We start from the raw sequence: 14172 nt of genomic DNA on the forward strand, positions 1-14172 counted from the left end.
CCCGGGCCCGGTCAGGGGTAGCTGACCACGTTCACCGGGACGGTGTTCGTTCCCTGCGCCGTGCCACCGGTGTCGTTGATGACGTGGGTGATCGACCCGTTGCCGCCCAGCGAGACGGTGAGCAGGCTGTGGAACCGCACGCCGGCCCGGTTCGGCGCCTCGAAGCCGTGGTACGCCGCGATGGTGGGGTCGACGTTGAAGTAGCAGTAGCTGCCCATCCCCCAGCCCTCGAACGTGCTGACCGCGTCGGCCACCTTGAACGCGGCGTAGCCGACCCGCGAGCCGTTCATCCAGGCCGACGCGCTCGGCGGGTCGTACGGCAACTCGTTCTGGAAGAAGATCGTCCGCCCGTTGTTGCCGTTCCAGATCACCTCGTACTTCTGGTAGTGCTCGACGAAGAGCCCGAGCGCCGTCACGTTGTTGCCGTTGACGATCAAGCCCGTGTCGGCCGTGTTCACGGTCCAGCCGACGCCGCTGCCGTGGTCGGCACGCCAGGCCCAGATGTGGTCGATCAACGCATCGTTCTGGTTGACCACCAGGCTCGTGGTGGCCTTGCCCGCGCCGGCGCCGCCGATGCGGAAGAAGACGTCCTGGATCGAGGTCGGGTTGGCGGCGTGACTCGCGGTCGCGCCGGCCGGGCCGACCTGGAGCAGCACCGGCGAGTTGGTCGGGCCGGCGTCGAAGAGCAGCCCGGCGAGCCGGACGCCGTCCACGTCGGCGACGGTCATGGGGACGACCCCGTTCTGCGGGATCAGCGTCGGGTAGCCGACGCCGAGCACCACGGTGCCGGGACGGGTGACCGTGATGGTCTGGCTCACCGGGTAGACGCCGGGGGTGAAGAGCAGGTTCAGGCCCTGCGCCAGAGCCGCGTTGATGGTGGCGGCCGAGTCGCCGGGCTTGGCGACGTAGAACTGGCTCAGCGGCACCGAGGTGCCGGGTGTGGCGCCGCCCAGCCAGGACGCGCCGCTGGCGTTGGTCCGGGTCGACGGGACGAAGACCTGGTAGGTACCGCCGCCGTCGAGGTAGAGGTACGGGATGTCGCGGCTGACCGGGGTCTGCGCCAGGGTGGTGTAGGCCGGGTTGGGGAAGCTGGTGGCCGGCGCGCCGACCACCCCGGAGTTGGTCATGTTCCACACGGCGTTGAGGTAGCCGCCCACGTTGCTGTCCCGGGTGTACCACTGCTGCTGCGAGTACGGCTGGACCACGCCGGTGACCCGGCTGTCCGCGATGTAGCCGCCGCTGGCCCAGCCGTAGCCGTTCGGGGCCAGGTTGAGGTCGCCCTGGATGTCCATCCGGCGGAACGGCGCGGCCTGCGAGACGGCCCACCGGGTGAACCCGGCCGACGGGAACACCTGCATGTTCGACGCCGACCGCCAGAAGTTCTGGGTAGCGTTGCCGTTGAACCAGCCGGCGTCGACGGTGACGTCCCCGTGGATCCGGACGTCGCCCGGGTTCCGGCCGAGCCCCATGATCGAGGTGTAGAAGCCGATCTGCGCGTTGATGCCCGAGTAGTCGCCCGGCTTGAACATGAGGGCGTACCGCTGGGTGCCGAACTGGTTGGACTCCTGGGTCCGGAAGACCGCGTCGAGCTGGCTCTGGATGCTCGCGCTGGACATCGACGGGTCGAAGGTGATGACGTTCGGCCCGAGCGAGCCGCCGCCCGGGATGGTGCCGCCGCCGGTGGTGTTCACGGTGAGCTCCCAGAGCGAGTATCCCCAGCCGGTGGCGCGGGCGGTGCCGTACATCCGCACGTAGCGGCCGGAGCCGCTCACGGTGAGGGTGTCGGTCCCCCCGTCCCCGGTGGTGGTGGCGTACACGGTGGTCCAGGCGGCGCCGTCGGTCGAGGTCTGGATCTGGTACGCGCGCCCGTAGGCGGCCTCCCAGCTCAGCACGACCCGGCAGAGGGTGCGGACGCTGCCGAGGTCGACCTGGAGCCACTGCGGATCGCTCGCCGCGCTGGCCCACCGGGTGGTCGCGCTGCCGTCCACCGCCGCCCCGGCCGGGGTGCCGGCGTTCTCGGTGGACGAGGCGGTGGCCGGGCGGCCCTGGGCCGCGTTCGTCGCGGTGTCGCAGCCGGCGCCGCCGCCGGTGACGCCGTAGACCTGGAACTCCCACAGCGAGTAGCCGTAGGCGGTGGCCCGGGTGGTGCCGGTCATCCGCACGTAGCGGCCGGTGCCGCTGACCGTGAGGTCGTCGGTGCCGCCGTCACCGGCCGCGGTGCTGAACACGGTGGTCCAGGTGACGCCGTCGGCGGAGGTCTGGATCTGGTACGCCCGGGCGTACGCCGCCTCCCAGACCAGGGTGACCCGGGAGACGGTGGCGGTGGCGCCCAGGTCGACCTGGATCCACTGGGGATCGCCGAAGGCGCTGGACCACCGGGTGCCGGTGTTGCCGTCGGTGGCGTTGCTGGCCGGTACGCCGGCGTTCTCCACCGAGGAGGCGGTGGTGGGACGCCCCTGGGAGAGCAGCGGGTCGGCGGCCCGGGCCGGGGACGGCGGTGCCACCAGGGCCACGGTGGCGAGGAGCGCGGCCAGCACGGCGAGCAGCCGGCGCAGCGGCGGGCGGGGTGGGCTGTGGTGCGGCGGGACGGGTGACATGGGCGTCTCCGTGGCGGGGGGTGGTGGGGAGCGGAACGACAGACGGGTTACCAAGATGTTGCGGCTGCCGTTCCGCTGGACCCTTCCTCCGGACAGGGACGTGTGTCAATTCCTCGGAGCACCGGGCAGGGCTTTTTTCGCGCCTTGTGAAAAGTCCGGAACTAAGCGGGGGCGGCCGCCGGGAGCGCCCTCCCGGCCGCCGCCGTCGGGGTCAGGTGACGGTGCAGGGGGCGCCGTTGAGGGTGAAGGCGGTGGGCCGCCCGGTGTTGCCGGTGTGGGTGGCCTGGAAACCGATGCTCACCGAGCCGTTCGGGGCGATGGTGCCGTTGTAGGAGACGTTGCGGGCGGTCACCGCCCCGCTGGCCGGGGCGTACGTGGCGTTCCAGCCGTTGGTGATGCTCTGCCCGCCGGGCAGGGTGAAGGCGAGGGCCCAGCCGTTGACCGCCGTGGCGGCCGTGTTGGTGATCGTCACGGACGCCGTGAGCCCGGTGTTCCACGCGTTCACCCCGTACGCGACCCGGCACCCGCCGGACGGCGGCGGCGTGCTCGGCGGCGGCGTCGTGGGCGGGGGGCTCGTCGGCGGCGGGCTGGTGGGCGGCGGACTGGTCGGCGGCGTCGTGGTGTCCAGACCGAAGAACCGCACGGCCTGGGCCGCGTCGACCGGCAGGTTGTGCGAGACGCCCTGCATGCTGATCGCCTCGACCGTCGCGGTGCCGCCGGCGCCGCCGTAGCGGGTGCGGGTGTAGCCGGCCTGCGGGCTGTCGGTGTACGTCGGCGTCTGACCCAACCCGTTCACGTCGGTCCACTGCTTGATCTCTTCGGTGAAGTTCGGGTAGCGCAGGGTCTCGTCGTTGGTCCCGTGCCAGAGCTGCATCCGGGGCCGCCGCCCGCTGTACCCCGGGTACGCGTTGCGGACCAGGTCACCCCACTGCTGCGGGGTCTTCACGACCTGGCCGTTGGCGCACTCGCTGTTCCACTCCGAGCCGTTGGTGGTGGCGAAGCAGCCGAAGGGTACTCCGGCGAAGGCCGCGCCCGCGCTGAACACGTCCGGGTAGAGCCCGAGCAGCACGTTGGTCATCATGGCGCCCGAGGAGACGCCGGTGGCGAAGATCCGGTTCGGGTCGACGGGGTACCGCTGCCGGACGTGGTCGACCATCGACTTGATGCCGACCGGGTCGCTGCCGCCGTCGCGGCGCAGCGCCTGGGGCGAGGAGACGTCGAAGCACTGGCTGCTGCGGGTCACCGACGGGTAGACGACAAGGTAGCCGTACCGGTCGGCCAGGGCCGCGAACTGGGTGCCGGAGTACATGGCCGGCCCGGACCCGGTGCAGTAGTGGTTGACCACGAGCAGGCCGGGCCGCGCCGCGACGGTGTCCGGGACGTACAGGTACATACGCAGGTTGCTCGGGTTGGCGCCGAAGTTGGTGACCTCGGTCAGCGCGGCGGCCGTGGCGGGGCCGGGGGCGGTGAGTGCCGCCAGGGCGGCCAGCCCGGCGGCGGCCACGGCGGCGCCGAGCAGTCTGAGTCTTCTCCTTCTGGGCAGCATGGCATCTCCTGAGGTGGTGGGGACGCCGCGCAGGGCAGGTGCGCCCGCGGCGTGCTCGCCGGCGAGGCGCCTTCGACGGCGGCCCGGACCCTCGGAGACGAGATAGACGACCGCGAATCAAGGCGGTCCGAATCGGAGTTTAGGGCGCGGCCGGATGGCCCACAACAACTTCCGGAAGTCCTCCGGCCGGCCGGCGGCCGGGATTCGGTCAGGCCGGAATCAGGTCGGCGAGAAAGCGGTCGAGCAGGGCCACCTGCCGGTGGGCCGGAAACGCCGCCGGGTCGAAGAGCGCCTGGACGACCAGGCCGTGCGCGAAGGCCGCGCAGGTGGCCACCAGGTCGTCGGGGTCGGCGCCCGGTCCGGTCGGCGCCCCGCGGAGCGCGGCGTCCACATGGGCGCGCAGCCGCGCCCGCCACCGGTCGTAGCGGCGGCGCTGATCGGCCGTGAACTCCTCGTCGGCCAGGGCGCCGTCCCAGTAGCTGACCCAGACCCGGCTCATCACGGTCGCCTCGTCCGTCAGCGGCAGCACGTCGAGCAGGGCGGCCCGCAGCGCGGACCGGCCCTCCCCCGCCGCGGCGTGGCGGTCCCGCGCGTCGGTGTGCCGCTCGGCCACGTCGACGGCGTGCCGCACCAGCGCCCGCTTGTTCGGGAAGTAGTGGGTCAGCAGGCCGGTGGAGACCCCCATCTCGGTGGCGACCGCGCGCAGGGTCAGCCCGCCGAAACCGCGGGCGGCCAGCACCCGCCAGACCGCCGCCGAGACGTCGGCGCGGCGGGCGTCGTGGTCACCTCGTGCCGGCATGGGGGCTAGAGTACATAACAAACGTTCGGTACGCACTTTGGAGCGCCATGTTCTCCCTTTCCCTCACCGACCGGGCCACCCTGCACCCGCTCGCCCCGTGGCAGGCCGCGGAGTTCGCCGACTTCGTCGCGCGCACCCGCACCCACCTCGCGCCCTGGCTGCCCTGGGCGCACACGATCACCGACACCGACACCGCCCGCGCCTTCCTCCAGCGCTACGCCGACGCCCAGGCCCGCGACGCCGGCTCCATCCACGGCATCCGGCTGGACGGCAAGCTGGTCGGCGGCACCCTGTTCCGCACCTTCGACGCCGCGGCCGGAGTCTGCGAGATCGGGGTCTGGCTCGGGCCGGAGGCCGAGGGGCACGGGCTGGTGACCCGGGCCGCCCAGCGCATGATCGACTGGGCTCTCGGCGAGCGTGGCCTGGCCCGGGTGGAGTGGCGGACCGTGCCGCACAACGCGCGCAGCCGGGCGGTGGCGCGGCGGCTGGGCATGACCCGGGAGGGCGTGCTGCGCTCGGCGTTCCCGTTCCTCGGCGAGCGGGTCGACATCGAGCTCTGGTCGCTGCTGGCGGCCGAGTGGCGGCCGGCCGGGCCGGCGACCGGCGCCTAGGCCGACTCTCGGGGTTGGGGCTCGTCTGATCCGCCGTCGGCGGGTCCCTGCCAGACAGAGCGGGCCCCCACACGCCGAGCCGTCGGGTCAGCGGATGAGGGCGCGGGTGAGGAGGTGCTGCAGGGCGTCCTGCTCTTCGGGGGCGAGAGGGGACAGAGGGGAGTCTTCGGAGAGCAGCTCGAGGAGGCGTTCGCGCAGTTCGGTGCCCTTGGGGGTCAGGACGAGCTGCTTGGCGCGTCGGTCGCCGGGGTGTGGATGGCGTTCCAGGTAGCCCTGCTCTTCGAGGCGATCGGCGAGGAAGGTGACGTTGGAAGGCTCGCAGCTCATCCGTTCGGCGAGTTCGCGCAGGGTCATGGGGCCGGTCAGCTCGCGCAGCGCGGTGCCCTGCGAGGCGGTGAGACCGAGGGTGGCCGCCCGGACCCGAAGGTGGGCTTCGATGTGATTGGCCAGGTCCTTGACCAGCCCGCACAGCTGGCGATCGCCGTCGGCTGGGGTCTCACGCTCAGTGGCCATGGCAACAGTCTACTGCAGCTCACATAGTTGCAGTTAGAGCTGTTCTAGTTATAACTTCCAGTCGGCACCGCCGCCCGGCGGCGCCTTCTCGAAGCAAGAGGTAGGACCATATGGCCACGACGACCGGTTTCGACCGCGTACGGCTGACCAGCGCACCGCGCGTTCGTTCGCTCCGCCTGGGTGAACTGAAGATCACCTACGTCCCGGACGGGCTGGCTCTGTGCAAACCGCGGGGCTGGCTGCCCGCCGCCACCGACGCCGACTGGGCGGCCAACCGCGATCATCTCGACGACGGCGGTTTCCTGCCCGCAGCCATCGGCGGGCTGCTGGTCGAGCGCGGTGACCGGGCCCTGCTCATCGACACCGGGTTCGGACCCGAGTCCCACCCCGACGACCCGGCCAACCCGATGCTGGGCAGCATCCACGGCGGTGAACTGCTGGACGGCCTGCGGCGGCTGGGCCGGGAGCCGCGCCAGATCGAGGCCGTCGCCATCACCCACCTGCACCTCGACCACCTGGGCTGGGCCTGGAGCAACGAGCCTGGCACCGACGCGCCGCCGTTCGCGCACGCCACCCACTTCGTCGCGGCACCCGAGTGGGAGCGGCGCGCCCTGGCCGCCGAGGGCGGGGCGACCGAGGAACGTCTGGCCGCCTTCGCGCCCCGCGTCCGGATGGCCGAGGACGGCGAGGAGATCTTCCCCGGCGTGCGGGCCTCGTTCTCGGTCGGACACACCGTCGGCCACACCACGTACACCATCACCGACGGCGACCAGCGGCTCATCGCGTTCGGTGACGCCATGCACGCGCCGGTCCAGGTCACCCACCCCGAGTGGGGCTGTGGGATCGACCACGACCCCGCCGAAGCCGGCGAGTACCGCCGCCGCCTGGTCCAGGAGCTGAGCCGTCCCGACACCATCGGCTACGGCTGCCACTTCGCCGACGTGGTCTTCGGACGCGCCGAGCGCCGCCCCGACGGCCGGTTCACCTGGATCCCCGTCGCCTGACCGTCCCACCCGGTGGTTGCGGCGCAGCGTTCGCAGTGCCAGCAACTCGTACGAATTGCCAGCGAAACGGAGAACTGTCATGAAGCACATCAAGCTGGGGGACCTGGACGTCTCCCGTATCGGTCTGGGCCTGGTATCGATGTCCTACGCCTACACGGGAGCCGGCACGGACGACGCCGAGTCGATCCGCACCATCCACCGGGCCCTGGACCTGGGCGTCACTTTCCTCGACACCGCCGAGGTCTACGGCCCCTACATCAACGAGGAACTCCTCGGCAAGGCGCTCAAGGGCCGCCGCGACCAGGCCGTGGTGGCGACGAAGTTCGGCATGATCTCGCACGCGGGCGGCGGGGCGGGGCAACTGGACAGCAGCCCGGCCAACATCCGCACCTCCGTGGAAGGCTCGCTCAAGCGGCTGGGCACCGACTACATCGACCTGTACTACCAGCACCGAGTCGACCCGAACACGCCCATCGAGGACACCGTCGGGACGCTGGCCGAACTGATCAGCGAGGGCAAGATCCGCCACATCGGCCTGTCCGAGGCCGGACCGGAGACGATCCGCCGCGCCCACGCCGTGCATCCCATCGCTGCCGTCCAGTCGGAGTACTCCCTGTGGACCCGGCACCCGGAGGCACAGGTGCTGCCCCTGCTGCGCGAGCTGAACATCGGCTTCGTGCCCTACTCGCCCCTGGGACGCGGATTCCTCACCGGGCAGATCCGCTCGACCAGCGGCTTCGACGAGACCGACCTGCGGAAGAACAACCCGCGCTTCACGGGCGAGAACTTCCAGCGCAACCTGCGGCTCGCAGACGAGGTCCAGGCCGTTGCCGCCGAAGCGGGGGTCACCGCGGCGCAGGTCGCACTGGCCTGGCTGCTGACCCGAGGCGACGACATCGCCCCGATCCCCGGCACCAAGCGCGTGGCACGCGTCGAGGAGAACAGTGCCGCCGACGCCGTGGAGCTGACCGCCGAGCAGATCGAGAAGCTCGACAACCTTCCTCCCGCTGTCGGCGACACCCACGACGAAGCCGCGATGCGCCTGCTGGAGCGCTGACCCCAGCCCCGGCGGTGACCGCACACCCACGAACGGCCCCTCGCCGCCCGTGGGTGTGCGGCCACGCCCCAGCGGCTCTGACCGACAACGTTCCAGCCGGTCGAGCCGGGCGAACACCTCGTCGAGCGGTTCCGTGCGCAGCGTGCAGACACCGCCACTGGGTCTGCACGCTGCGCACCACGGGCCCGGCGGCCTCCAGGACACCTTCCCCGGCCGGGACCGGAGTCGGATGAGTCAGGTCAGCACCCGGGTCGGGCTGCCGTCGAGGAAGGCGCCGATGTCATCCACGGCGTCCCGGAAGAACGTCGCGTAGTTCAGCTCGCTGACATAGCCGAGGTGCGGCGTGGCCAGCACGTTCGGCAGCGTACGGAACTCATGGCGGGCGGGCAGCGGTTCCTCGTCGAACACGTCCAGCCCGGCCCCGGCGATCCGCCCCTCGCGCAGCGCGGACGCCAGGGCGGACTGGTCGACGATCGCGGCCCGCGAGGTGTTGACGAGGTAGGCGGTGGGCTTCATCCGCACGAGTTCCCGCGCGCCGACGAGCCCGCGGGTCCGGTCGCTGAGCACGAGGTGAACGGAGACGACGTCGGAGCCGGCGAGCAGGGCGTCCAGGCCTGGGGCCAGCCGCGCGCCGCCCTCCTCGGCCCGCTCACGCGTCAGGTTCTGGCTCCAGGCCAGCACCTCCATGCCGAACGCCCGGCCGATCGCCGCCACCTGCGACCCGATCCTGCCCAGGCCGAGCAGCCCGAGGGTACGTCCGTGCAGGTCGGTGCCGAGGGTCTGCTGCCAGGGCCCGTCGGTGCGCAGCGCGGTCGCCTCGGGCACCAGGTGGCGTGCCAGGCCGAGGATCAGCGCCCACGTCAGCTCGACCGTCGAGGTCGAGCCGCCGCCCGTGCCGCACACCGTGACGCCGTGCGCCCGCGCCGCCGCCAGGTCGATGGCGGCGTTGCTCATGCCGGTGGTGACGAGCAGCCGCAGGTGGGGCAACCTGTCGAACACCTCGGCGGGAAACGGCGTGCGTTCCCTCATGGCGACGACGATCTCGCAGTCGTGGATGGCCGCCACGAGCTCGTCGGCGCTGGTGAAGTGCTCGCGGAAGCTGGTGGCCCGGACCCGGGACCAGTCCGCCAGGCCGAGTGCCACCCCCTGGTAGTCGTCCAGCACGGCGCAGCGCACATCAGTTGACATGACAAACAATCGTACGGTCCCGATCACCAGCTCATCGCTACTTCGCGGCTGCAGTCAACGCTTGGCCACAGGACGCCGGACACGATCGGAAGGCGGGCCTAGGCCGCCGCGGCGGCGGTGCGGCGGCGCACCTCGGCGAGCATCCCGTCCACCGAGCCGGCCGGGTCGGTGACCGGGAACTGGACCGCCCGTACCACCGCCTCCGGGTCCAGCAGCAGGGTGAGCCGCTTCAACCGGGCCACGCCACCGGCCCGGAAGGTCGGCAGCAGCAGGCCGGCGGCGAGCCGACCGTCCTCGTCGGACAGCAGCGGGAACGGCAACCGGGCGTGCGCGGCGAAGGCGGCGAGCTGGTCCGGGCGCTGGGTGCTCACCCCCCGCACCTCCGCTCCGGCCGCGCGGAACAGCGGGTGCCGGTCGGCGTACGTCCGCGACTCCAGCGTGCACCCGGCGGCGCCGGGGATCGCACCCCAGTCCGGCGGGAGGGCCGGTGCGCCGGGCGCGAACGCCCCCGGGAAGAAATAGAGCACGGTCCACCGCCCGGGCGCCGCGGGCGGCTCCGCGCCGCCGTCGTGCCGGCGCAGGCTCATCGGGGGTACGCGGCGGCCGACCAGCCGGTGCGCCCGGCGGGCCTCGGCCGAGTCCTCGTCGGCGGTGGCGGTCAGCGCGCCGTCGCCCATGACGTGCCGGGTGCCCCAGTCCTGAAGGGCGACCAGCACGGGCAGGAGTGCCTCCCCCTTCTCGGTGAGCAGGTAGTCGTGGCGCGGCGGGTGCGCCGAGTAGGGCTCGCGCCGCAGCACGCCGTGCGTGACCAGCCCGCCGAGCCGCTCGGTGAGCGCCCGGCGGCTGACGCCCAGCTCGCGCTGCAGGCCATCGAACCGGGTGACGCCGCCGGCGATCTCGCGCACGATCAGCACGGTCCACCAGTCGCCCAGCACGCCGAGCGCCTGCGCGATGCCGCAGTCGGCGTCGCCGAGGTCCGCCCGTCTCACATCCCACCTCCCGCTCGGCCCGCAGCCCCGACTATAGTGCGTTTCAGTTTGGAACTCACTGGCTCGGATCGGGGGTTGGCGGCATGTCCGTCGGGCAGGGGGCCGGGGTGTTCTGGCGCTGGTGGGCCGCCGGCACCACCAGTTCGGTGGGGTCGGCGGTCGGAGCCGTCGCGTTGCCGCTCACCGCACTGACCGTGCTGGACGCGTCCGCGTTCGAGATGGGGCTCGTGGCCGCCGCGAGCTACGTGGCCTGGCTGGTCATCGGGCTGCCCGCCGGCGTGATCGTGCAGCGGCTGCCGCTGCGCGGGGCGCAGGTCGGCGCCGACCTGGCCCGGGCGGCCGCGGTGGTCTCCGTGCCGCTCGCCTGGTGGTGGGGCCGGCTCACCGTGACCCAGCTGGTGATCGTGGCGCTGGTGGTCAGCTTCGCCAACGTGCTGTTCGACGTCGCCAACTCCACCTTCCTGCCGGCCATCGTCGGCCGTGACCAGCTGCACGCCCGCAACAGCCTCACCTCGGCCACCCACGCCGCCACCCAGCTCAGCGGCCCGTCCCTGGGCGGCCTCGCGGTGCAGGCCCTCGGCGCGGTGCCGGCCGTGCTGGTCGACGCGGCCAGCTACCTGTTCTCCGCGGCGCTGCTCGGGTCGCTGCCCGCCCGCCGGGTCGACGCACCGGACCGCTGGCCCCCAATCCGCGCCATGATCGGCGAGGGCTGGCGGTACGTCACCCGGCATCCGGTGATGGGCCCGACCATGTGGACGGCCACCGCGGTCAACTTCGTCTGCGGGGCGCAGCTCGCCCTCTACCCCCTCTACCTGGTCCGCGAGCTGCACGCCCCGGCCGCGCTGGTCGGTGTGCTGCTCGCGGTCGAGGGGGTCGGCTCGCTGGTCGGCGCGACCCTGACCCCCTGGATCACCGGGCGCTGGGGCACCGCCCGGTCGCTGCTGGTCGCCTGCGTGGTGGCCGTCGGCGGGGCGTTCCTGGTGCCGCTGGGCGCCGGCTGGCCGGCGTACCTCGCGTTCGCGGCCGGCAACGTGCTCTTCGCCGGTGGCGTCGTGGTGCTCAGCGTGACCACCCGCACCTACCGGCAGACCGCCAGCCCACCCGACCTGCTCTCCCGGGTGATGGCGACGGTCCGCTTCGTCTCCTGGGGCGCCATCCCGGTGGGCGGGCTGCTAGCCGGTGCGCTCGCCGGGCTCGCCGGGGGCCGGGTCACCCTGTTCTGCTTCGCCGCGGCCACCGTGCTGGCTCCGCTGGCCCTGCTGCTGTCCCCGGTGCGCCACCTGCGCGACCTGGCCGACCTGCGGGTCGAGGAGCCGACCGACCGGGAGAGCGTCGCGGCGGCCCGGTGACCTGAAGCCCTCAGTCCGGCAGGACGGCCTCGGCGACCCGGCGGGCCCGCGCCGGGCGGGTGAGCACGTCGACGTTGTCCAGGTACTGGTCCACCGCGCCGACCGGCGGGCGGGCACGCAGCGCCGGGTCCACGATGGCGGCGCGCAGCGCGGCGGTGAACCGCTCGGCGTGCAGGACGAGGAACGGCCGGCCGTGGAACGGCCGGGCGGCCGGGTCGACCGGCACGGCCAGCCCGGTGTCGTTCGTCCACGCCGCCACCGCCTCCAGCGCCCGGACCAGCCCGGCCTGCCGCCGGGGCCACCCGCCCGCCCCGAGGGCGACGGTCAGCGCGTCCACCACCGGCGCCGCGGCCGGCACCGCGGCGAAGACCGTGCCGAGCCACTTCGCGTACGGGGGCCAGCGGCGGTGCAGCAGCAGGCCGAGCCGCATCAGGTCGCGGGCCAGCCCGGCGGTCACCACCCGGCTGCCCAGCTCGTCGCCGACCTCGGCGCAGCGGCCGGCCAGGTGCTCGGCCTGCCCGACCCGCTGCCACCCGGCCGCCAGCACGTGCCGCCAGACGTCGTCCGGATACCACGCCAGGCGGGCCCGGACGGCGGTGAGCGCCCCGCCCAGCCCGTCGTGGAACACCGCCCCGCCGGTCAGTTCCGCGAGCCGCTGGGTGGGCGTGGCCAGCCAGTCCGCCACCGTCATTCCGGCCCGCGGGTCCCCGCCCAGCCGGTCCCGCAGCCACACCCCCAGCTCGTCGACGCTCACCCCGTGCCGCTTACCGTCCGCGCGGGCCACGCCGAGCCGGGCCGTCGGGCCGCCGGTGAACCGGGTCGGCCAGCCGAGGAACTCGGCCGGCAGTTCCGCGTCGAGGACCGCTCGCACGGACGCCACCTCGGCCGCGTCGGCGACGAAGAGCTGGGCGCGCGGCCCCCAGTCGTGGTCGGTCGACCGGGGCGTGTCCAGGCTGAGAAGCTCGGAGCCACCGTCGAGCAGCGCGGCCGCGTAGCGCAGGTCGGGCAGCCGGCGGGCCAGCAGCGGGGCGACCACCTCGTCGTGGAAGCGGTGCGCCAGGGTCAGCCCAGGTAGGAACGTCACCCCGCCAGTCTGCGCACGGCGGGCCGCCCGCGCCGCCCGGTTTCCACCCGGCGCCGCCCGTCAGCGGAGGTGGTGGCGGTTCGCCCAGGCGGAGATGGCGGCGGCGATCTCGGCGGGCCGGTCCTCCGGCGCGTGGTGCCCGGCCGGCCCGCACGCCACCGTCTCCAGCGCCGCCATGTTCCGCGCGCACCAGTCGGCCAGCTCCGGGGTGATCAGCAGCGTCGGTGAGCCCTCGAAGGTCAGCAGCAGCTTCGGTACGCGGTCGCTGGTGGCCAGCCACCGGTCGTACGCCTCGATCCGGGCGACCAGCTCGGCCGGCTCGCCGCCGAGCGGCATCTGGCGCGCCCAGGCCAGCAGCGGCCGGCGGCTCTCCCGGGTCGGGTACGGCGCGAGGTAGGTCTTCAGGTCCTCCTCCCCCACCGGCTGGAGCACCCCGCCGGTGAACGCCTGCCGGACGAGCAGGTCCTGGTCGAGCACGAGCTGCTCGCCCACGCCCGGCGTGCGGATCGCCTCGGACCGGGCCCGGGCCTGCGGCGAGAGGTCGCTCCACGCCATCGGCTTGACCATGGTCTCCAGGAACGCCACGCCGCGGACCCGCTCGGGGTGTCGGGCCGCCCAGTCGAAGGCGAGCGCGCCGCCCCAGTCGTGGCCGACCAGCACCACGTCGGTCAGGTCGAGAGCGTCGAACCAGGCGTCCAGGTAGCGCGCGTGGTCGGCGAAGAGGTACGGGGAATCGGGCTTGCCGGAGCGGCCCATGCCGATGAGGTCGGGTGCGAGCAGCCGGCCCGCCCCGATCCGGGGCAGCACGCCGCGCCAGGTGTGCGACGAGCCGGGGTTGCCGTGCAGGAAGACGAACGCCGGGCCGTCGCCGGTCTCGGTGTGGTGGATGGTCGAGTCGAGCACGCGCGTCTCGGGCATGTCCCGGCGCTCCTTCGTCAGTCGGATGGGTCGAGTTCGTCAGTCGGGTGGATCGAGCGGGGTGTCCAGCAGCGCGGTCAGGTCACGGACGAACCCCGCCGTGCGCGGGTCGTCCCGGCCCCCGAGGGGGGCGAGCAACTGGCCGAGCAGCGCCTGGACGGTGTCGATCGCCGGGCGGACCACCTCGCGGCCGCGGTCGGTCAGGGTGAGCCGGACCGCCCGGGTGTCGGCGGCGTCGCGCTCGCGCCCGACCAGGCCGTCGGCCTCCAGGGCCCGGGCCAGCTTCGACACGTAGAGCGGCTCCAGGCCGGTGTGGTCGGCCAGCTCCCGCTGGCTCGGGTGCAGGCCGGCGCGGCGCATCCCGTGCAGCGAGGAGAGCAGCACGTACTGCGCGTGGGTGAGGCCGAGCGGGGCGAGCGCCCGGTCGACCGCCACCCGCCAGCGCATCGCCAGCCGCCAGACCAGATGGCCGGGGCTGGGACCGATCGGGATTCCGTCCATGCCGGAAACCGTACAT

General features: G+C 73.2%; 13 protein-coding genes. 4 read left to right on the forward strand and 9 right to left on the reverse strand.

Going from position 1 to position 14172, the window contains the following annotated elements; all coding sequences use genetic code 11:
* Positions 1-11 precede the first annotated feature (11 nt).
* From NFX44_RS25205 to NFX44_RS25215, 3 genes are all read right to left on the reverse strand, one after another.
* Entirely contained in the window at positions 12-2597 is a 2586-nt protein-coding gene (locus NFX44_RS25205; RefSeq protein ID WP_262286079.1) for a discoidin domain-containing protein, read from the reverse strand.
* A gap of 211 nt (positions 2598-2808) precedes the next feature.
* Positions 2809-4143: a PHB depolymerase family esterase gene (locus NFX44_RS25210; RefSeq protein ID WP_262286080.1), complete on the reverse strand. Its 1335-nt coding sequence runs from the start codon at positions 4141-4143 to the stop codon at positions 2809-2811.
* A gap of 208 nt (positions 4144-4351) precedes the next feature.
* Positions 4352-4942 (reverse strand): TetR/AcrR family transcriptional regulator, encoded by a 591-nt coding sequence (locus NFX44_RS25215; RefSeq protein ID WP_262286081.1) that lies wholly within the window; start codon positions 4940-4942, stop codon positions 4352-4354.
* Between the two features lie 47 nt (positions 4943-4989).
* Here NFX44_RS25215 and NFX44_RS25220 point away from each other — a divergent pair, with 47 nt between their 5' ends.
* Positions 4990-5553, forward strand: a complete 564-nt coding sequence (locus NFX44_RS25220) for a GNAT family N-acetyltransferase (RefSeq protein WP_262286082.1) — start codon at positions 4990-4992, stop codon at positions 5551-5553.
* An 87-nt stretch (positions 5554-5640) separates the two neighbouring features.
* Here NFX44_RS25220 and NFX44_RS25225 read toward each other — a convergent pair whose 3' ends face one another.
* Positions 5641-6066 carry a MarR family winged helix-turn-helix transcriptional regulator gene (locus NFX44_RS25225; protein ID WP_262286083.1) on the reverse strand — a complete coding sequence of 142 codons (426 nt, stop codon included), beginning with the start codon at positions 6064-6066 and terminating at the stop codon, positions 5641-5643.
* 110 nt (positions 6067-6176) lie between these two features.
* Here NFX44_RS25225 and NFX44_RS25230 point away from each other — a divergent pair, with 110 nt between their 5' ends.
* The gene (locus tag NFX44_RS25230; protein WP_262286084.1) at positions 6177-7070 is read left to right on the forward strand and encodes an MBL fold metallo-hydrolase; all 894 of its coding nucleotides are present in this window, start codon (positions 6177-6179) and stop codon (positions 7068-7070) included.
* Positions 7071-7149: 79 nt separating this feature from the next.
* The gene (locus NFX44_RS25235) at positions 7150-8127 is read left to right on the forward strand and encodes an aldo/keto reductase (RefSeq protein ID WP_262286085.1); all 978 of its coding nucleotides are present in this window, start codon (positions 7150-7152) and stop codon (positions 8125-8127) included.
* Between the two features lie 234 nt (positions 8128-8361).
* Here the strand turns inward: NFX44_RS25235 and NFX44_RS25240 are convergent, their stop codons facing one another.
* Positions 8362-9315: a D-2-hydroxyacid dehydrogenase family protein gene (locus tag NFX44_RS25240; protein ID WP_262286086.1), complete on the reverse strand. Its 954-nt coding sequence runs from the start codon at positions 9313-9315 to the stop codon at positions 8362-8364.
* A gap of 98 nt (positions 9316-9413) precedes the next feature.
* On the reverse strand, positions 9414-10304 hold the full coding sequence (locus NFX44_RS25245; RefSeq protein WP_262286087.1) for a winged helix-turn-helix transcriptional regulator: 891 nt from the start codon (positions 10302-10304) through the stop codon (positions 9414-9416).
* A gap of 83 nt (positions 10305-10387) precedes the next feature.
* Between NFX44_RS25245 and NFX44_RS25250 the strand changes: the two genes are divergently transcribed.
* The gene (locus tag NFX44_RS25250) at positions 10388-11653 is read left to right on the forward strand and encodes an MFS transporter (RefSeq protein WP_262286088.1); all 1266 of its coding nucleotides are present in this window, start codon (positions 10388-10390) and stop codon (positions 11651-11653) included.
* Between the two features lie 10 nt (positions 11654-11663).
* Here NFX44_RS25250 and NFX44_RS25255 read toward each other — a convergent pair whose 3' ends face one another.
* Genes NFX44_RS25255 through NFX44_RS25265 form a run of 3 tightly spaced genes read right to left on the reverse strand, consistent with a single transcriptional unit; the run spans position 11664 to position 14156 of the window.
* The gene (locus NFX44_RS25255) at positions 11664-12737 is read right to left on the reverse strand and encodes a DUF4037 domain-containing protein (protein ID WP_262286089.1); all 1074 of its coding nucleotides are present in this window, start codon (positions 12735-12737) and stop codon (positions 11664-11666) included.
* A 60-nt stretch (positions 12738-12797) separates the two neighbouring features.
* Positions 12798-13655, reverse strand: coding sequence for a haloalkane dehalogenase (locus tag NFX44_RS25260; RefSeq protein ID WP_262286090.1), 858 nt, complete (start codon positions 13653-13655; stop codon positions 12798-12800).
* 39 nt (positions 13656-13694) lie between these two features.
* A complete protein-coding gene (locus NFX44_RS25265) occupies positions 13695-14156 on the reverse strand; it encodes a MarR family winged helix-turn-helix transcriptional regulator (RefSeq protein WP_262286091.1) in 462 nt (153 codons plus the stop codon).
* Positions 14157-14172: the final 16 nt, after the last annotated feature.

The sequence above is a fragment of the Micromonospora sp. MA102 genome (genome assembly GCF_025460765.1).
Lineage (GTDB): Bacteria > Actinomycetota > Actinomycetes > Mycobacteriales > Micromonosporaceae > Micromonospora > Micromonospora halotolerans.

Excerpts from the sequence above, each read along its gene's own strand:
- NFX44_RS25225 (WP_262286083.1), bottom strand. The coding sequence starts at position 6,066 with ATGGCCACTGAGCGTGAGACCCCAGCCGACGGCGATCGCCAGCTGTGC.
- NFX44_RS25235 (WP_262286085.1), top strand. The coding sequence starts at position 7,150 with ATGAAGCACATCAAGCTGGGGGACCTGGACGTCTCCCGTATCGGTCTG.
- NFX44_RS25250 (WP_262286088.1), top strand. The coding sequence starts at position 10,388 with ATGTCCGTCGGGCAGGGGGCCGGGGTGTTCTGGCGCTGGTGGGCCGCC.
- NFX44_RS25215 (WP_262286081.1), bottom strand. The coding sequence starts at position 4,942 with ATGCCGGCACGAGGTGACCACGACGCCCGCCGCGCCGACGTCTCGGCG.
- NFX44_RS25265 (WP_262286091.1), bottom strand. The coding sequence starts at position 14,156 with ATGGACGGAATCCCGATCGGTCCCAGCCCCGGCCATCTGGTCTGGCGG.
- NFX44_RS25210 (WP_262286080.1), bottom strand. The coding sequence starts at position 4,143 with ATGCTGCCCAGAAGGAGAAGACTCAGACTGCTCGGCGCCGCCGTGGCC.
- NFX44_RS25240 (WP_262286086.1), bottom strand. The coding sequence starts at position 9,315 with ATGTCAACTGATGTGCGCTGCGCCGTGCTGGACGACTACCAGGGGGTG.
- NFX44_RS25230 (WP_262286084.1), top strand. The coding sequence starts at position 6,177 with ATGGCCACGACGACCGGTTTCGACCGCGTACGGCTGACCAGCGCACCG.
- NFX44_RS25260 (WP_262286090.1), bottom strand. The coding sequence starts at position 13,655 with ATGCCCGAGACGCGCGTGCTCGACTCGACCATCCACCACACCGAGACC.
- NFX44_RS25220 (WP_262286082.1), top strand. The coding sequence starts at position 4,990 with ATGTTCTCCCTTTCCCTCACCGACCGGGCCACCCTGCACCCGCTCGCC.
- NFX44_RS25205 (WP_262286079.1), bottom strand. The coding sequence starts at position 2,597 with ATGTCACCCGTCCCGCCGCACCACAGCCCACCCCGCCCGCCGCTGCGC.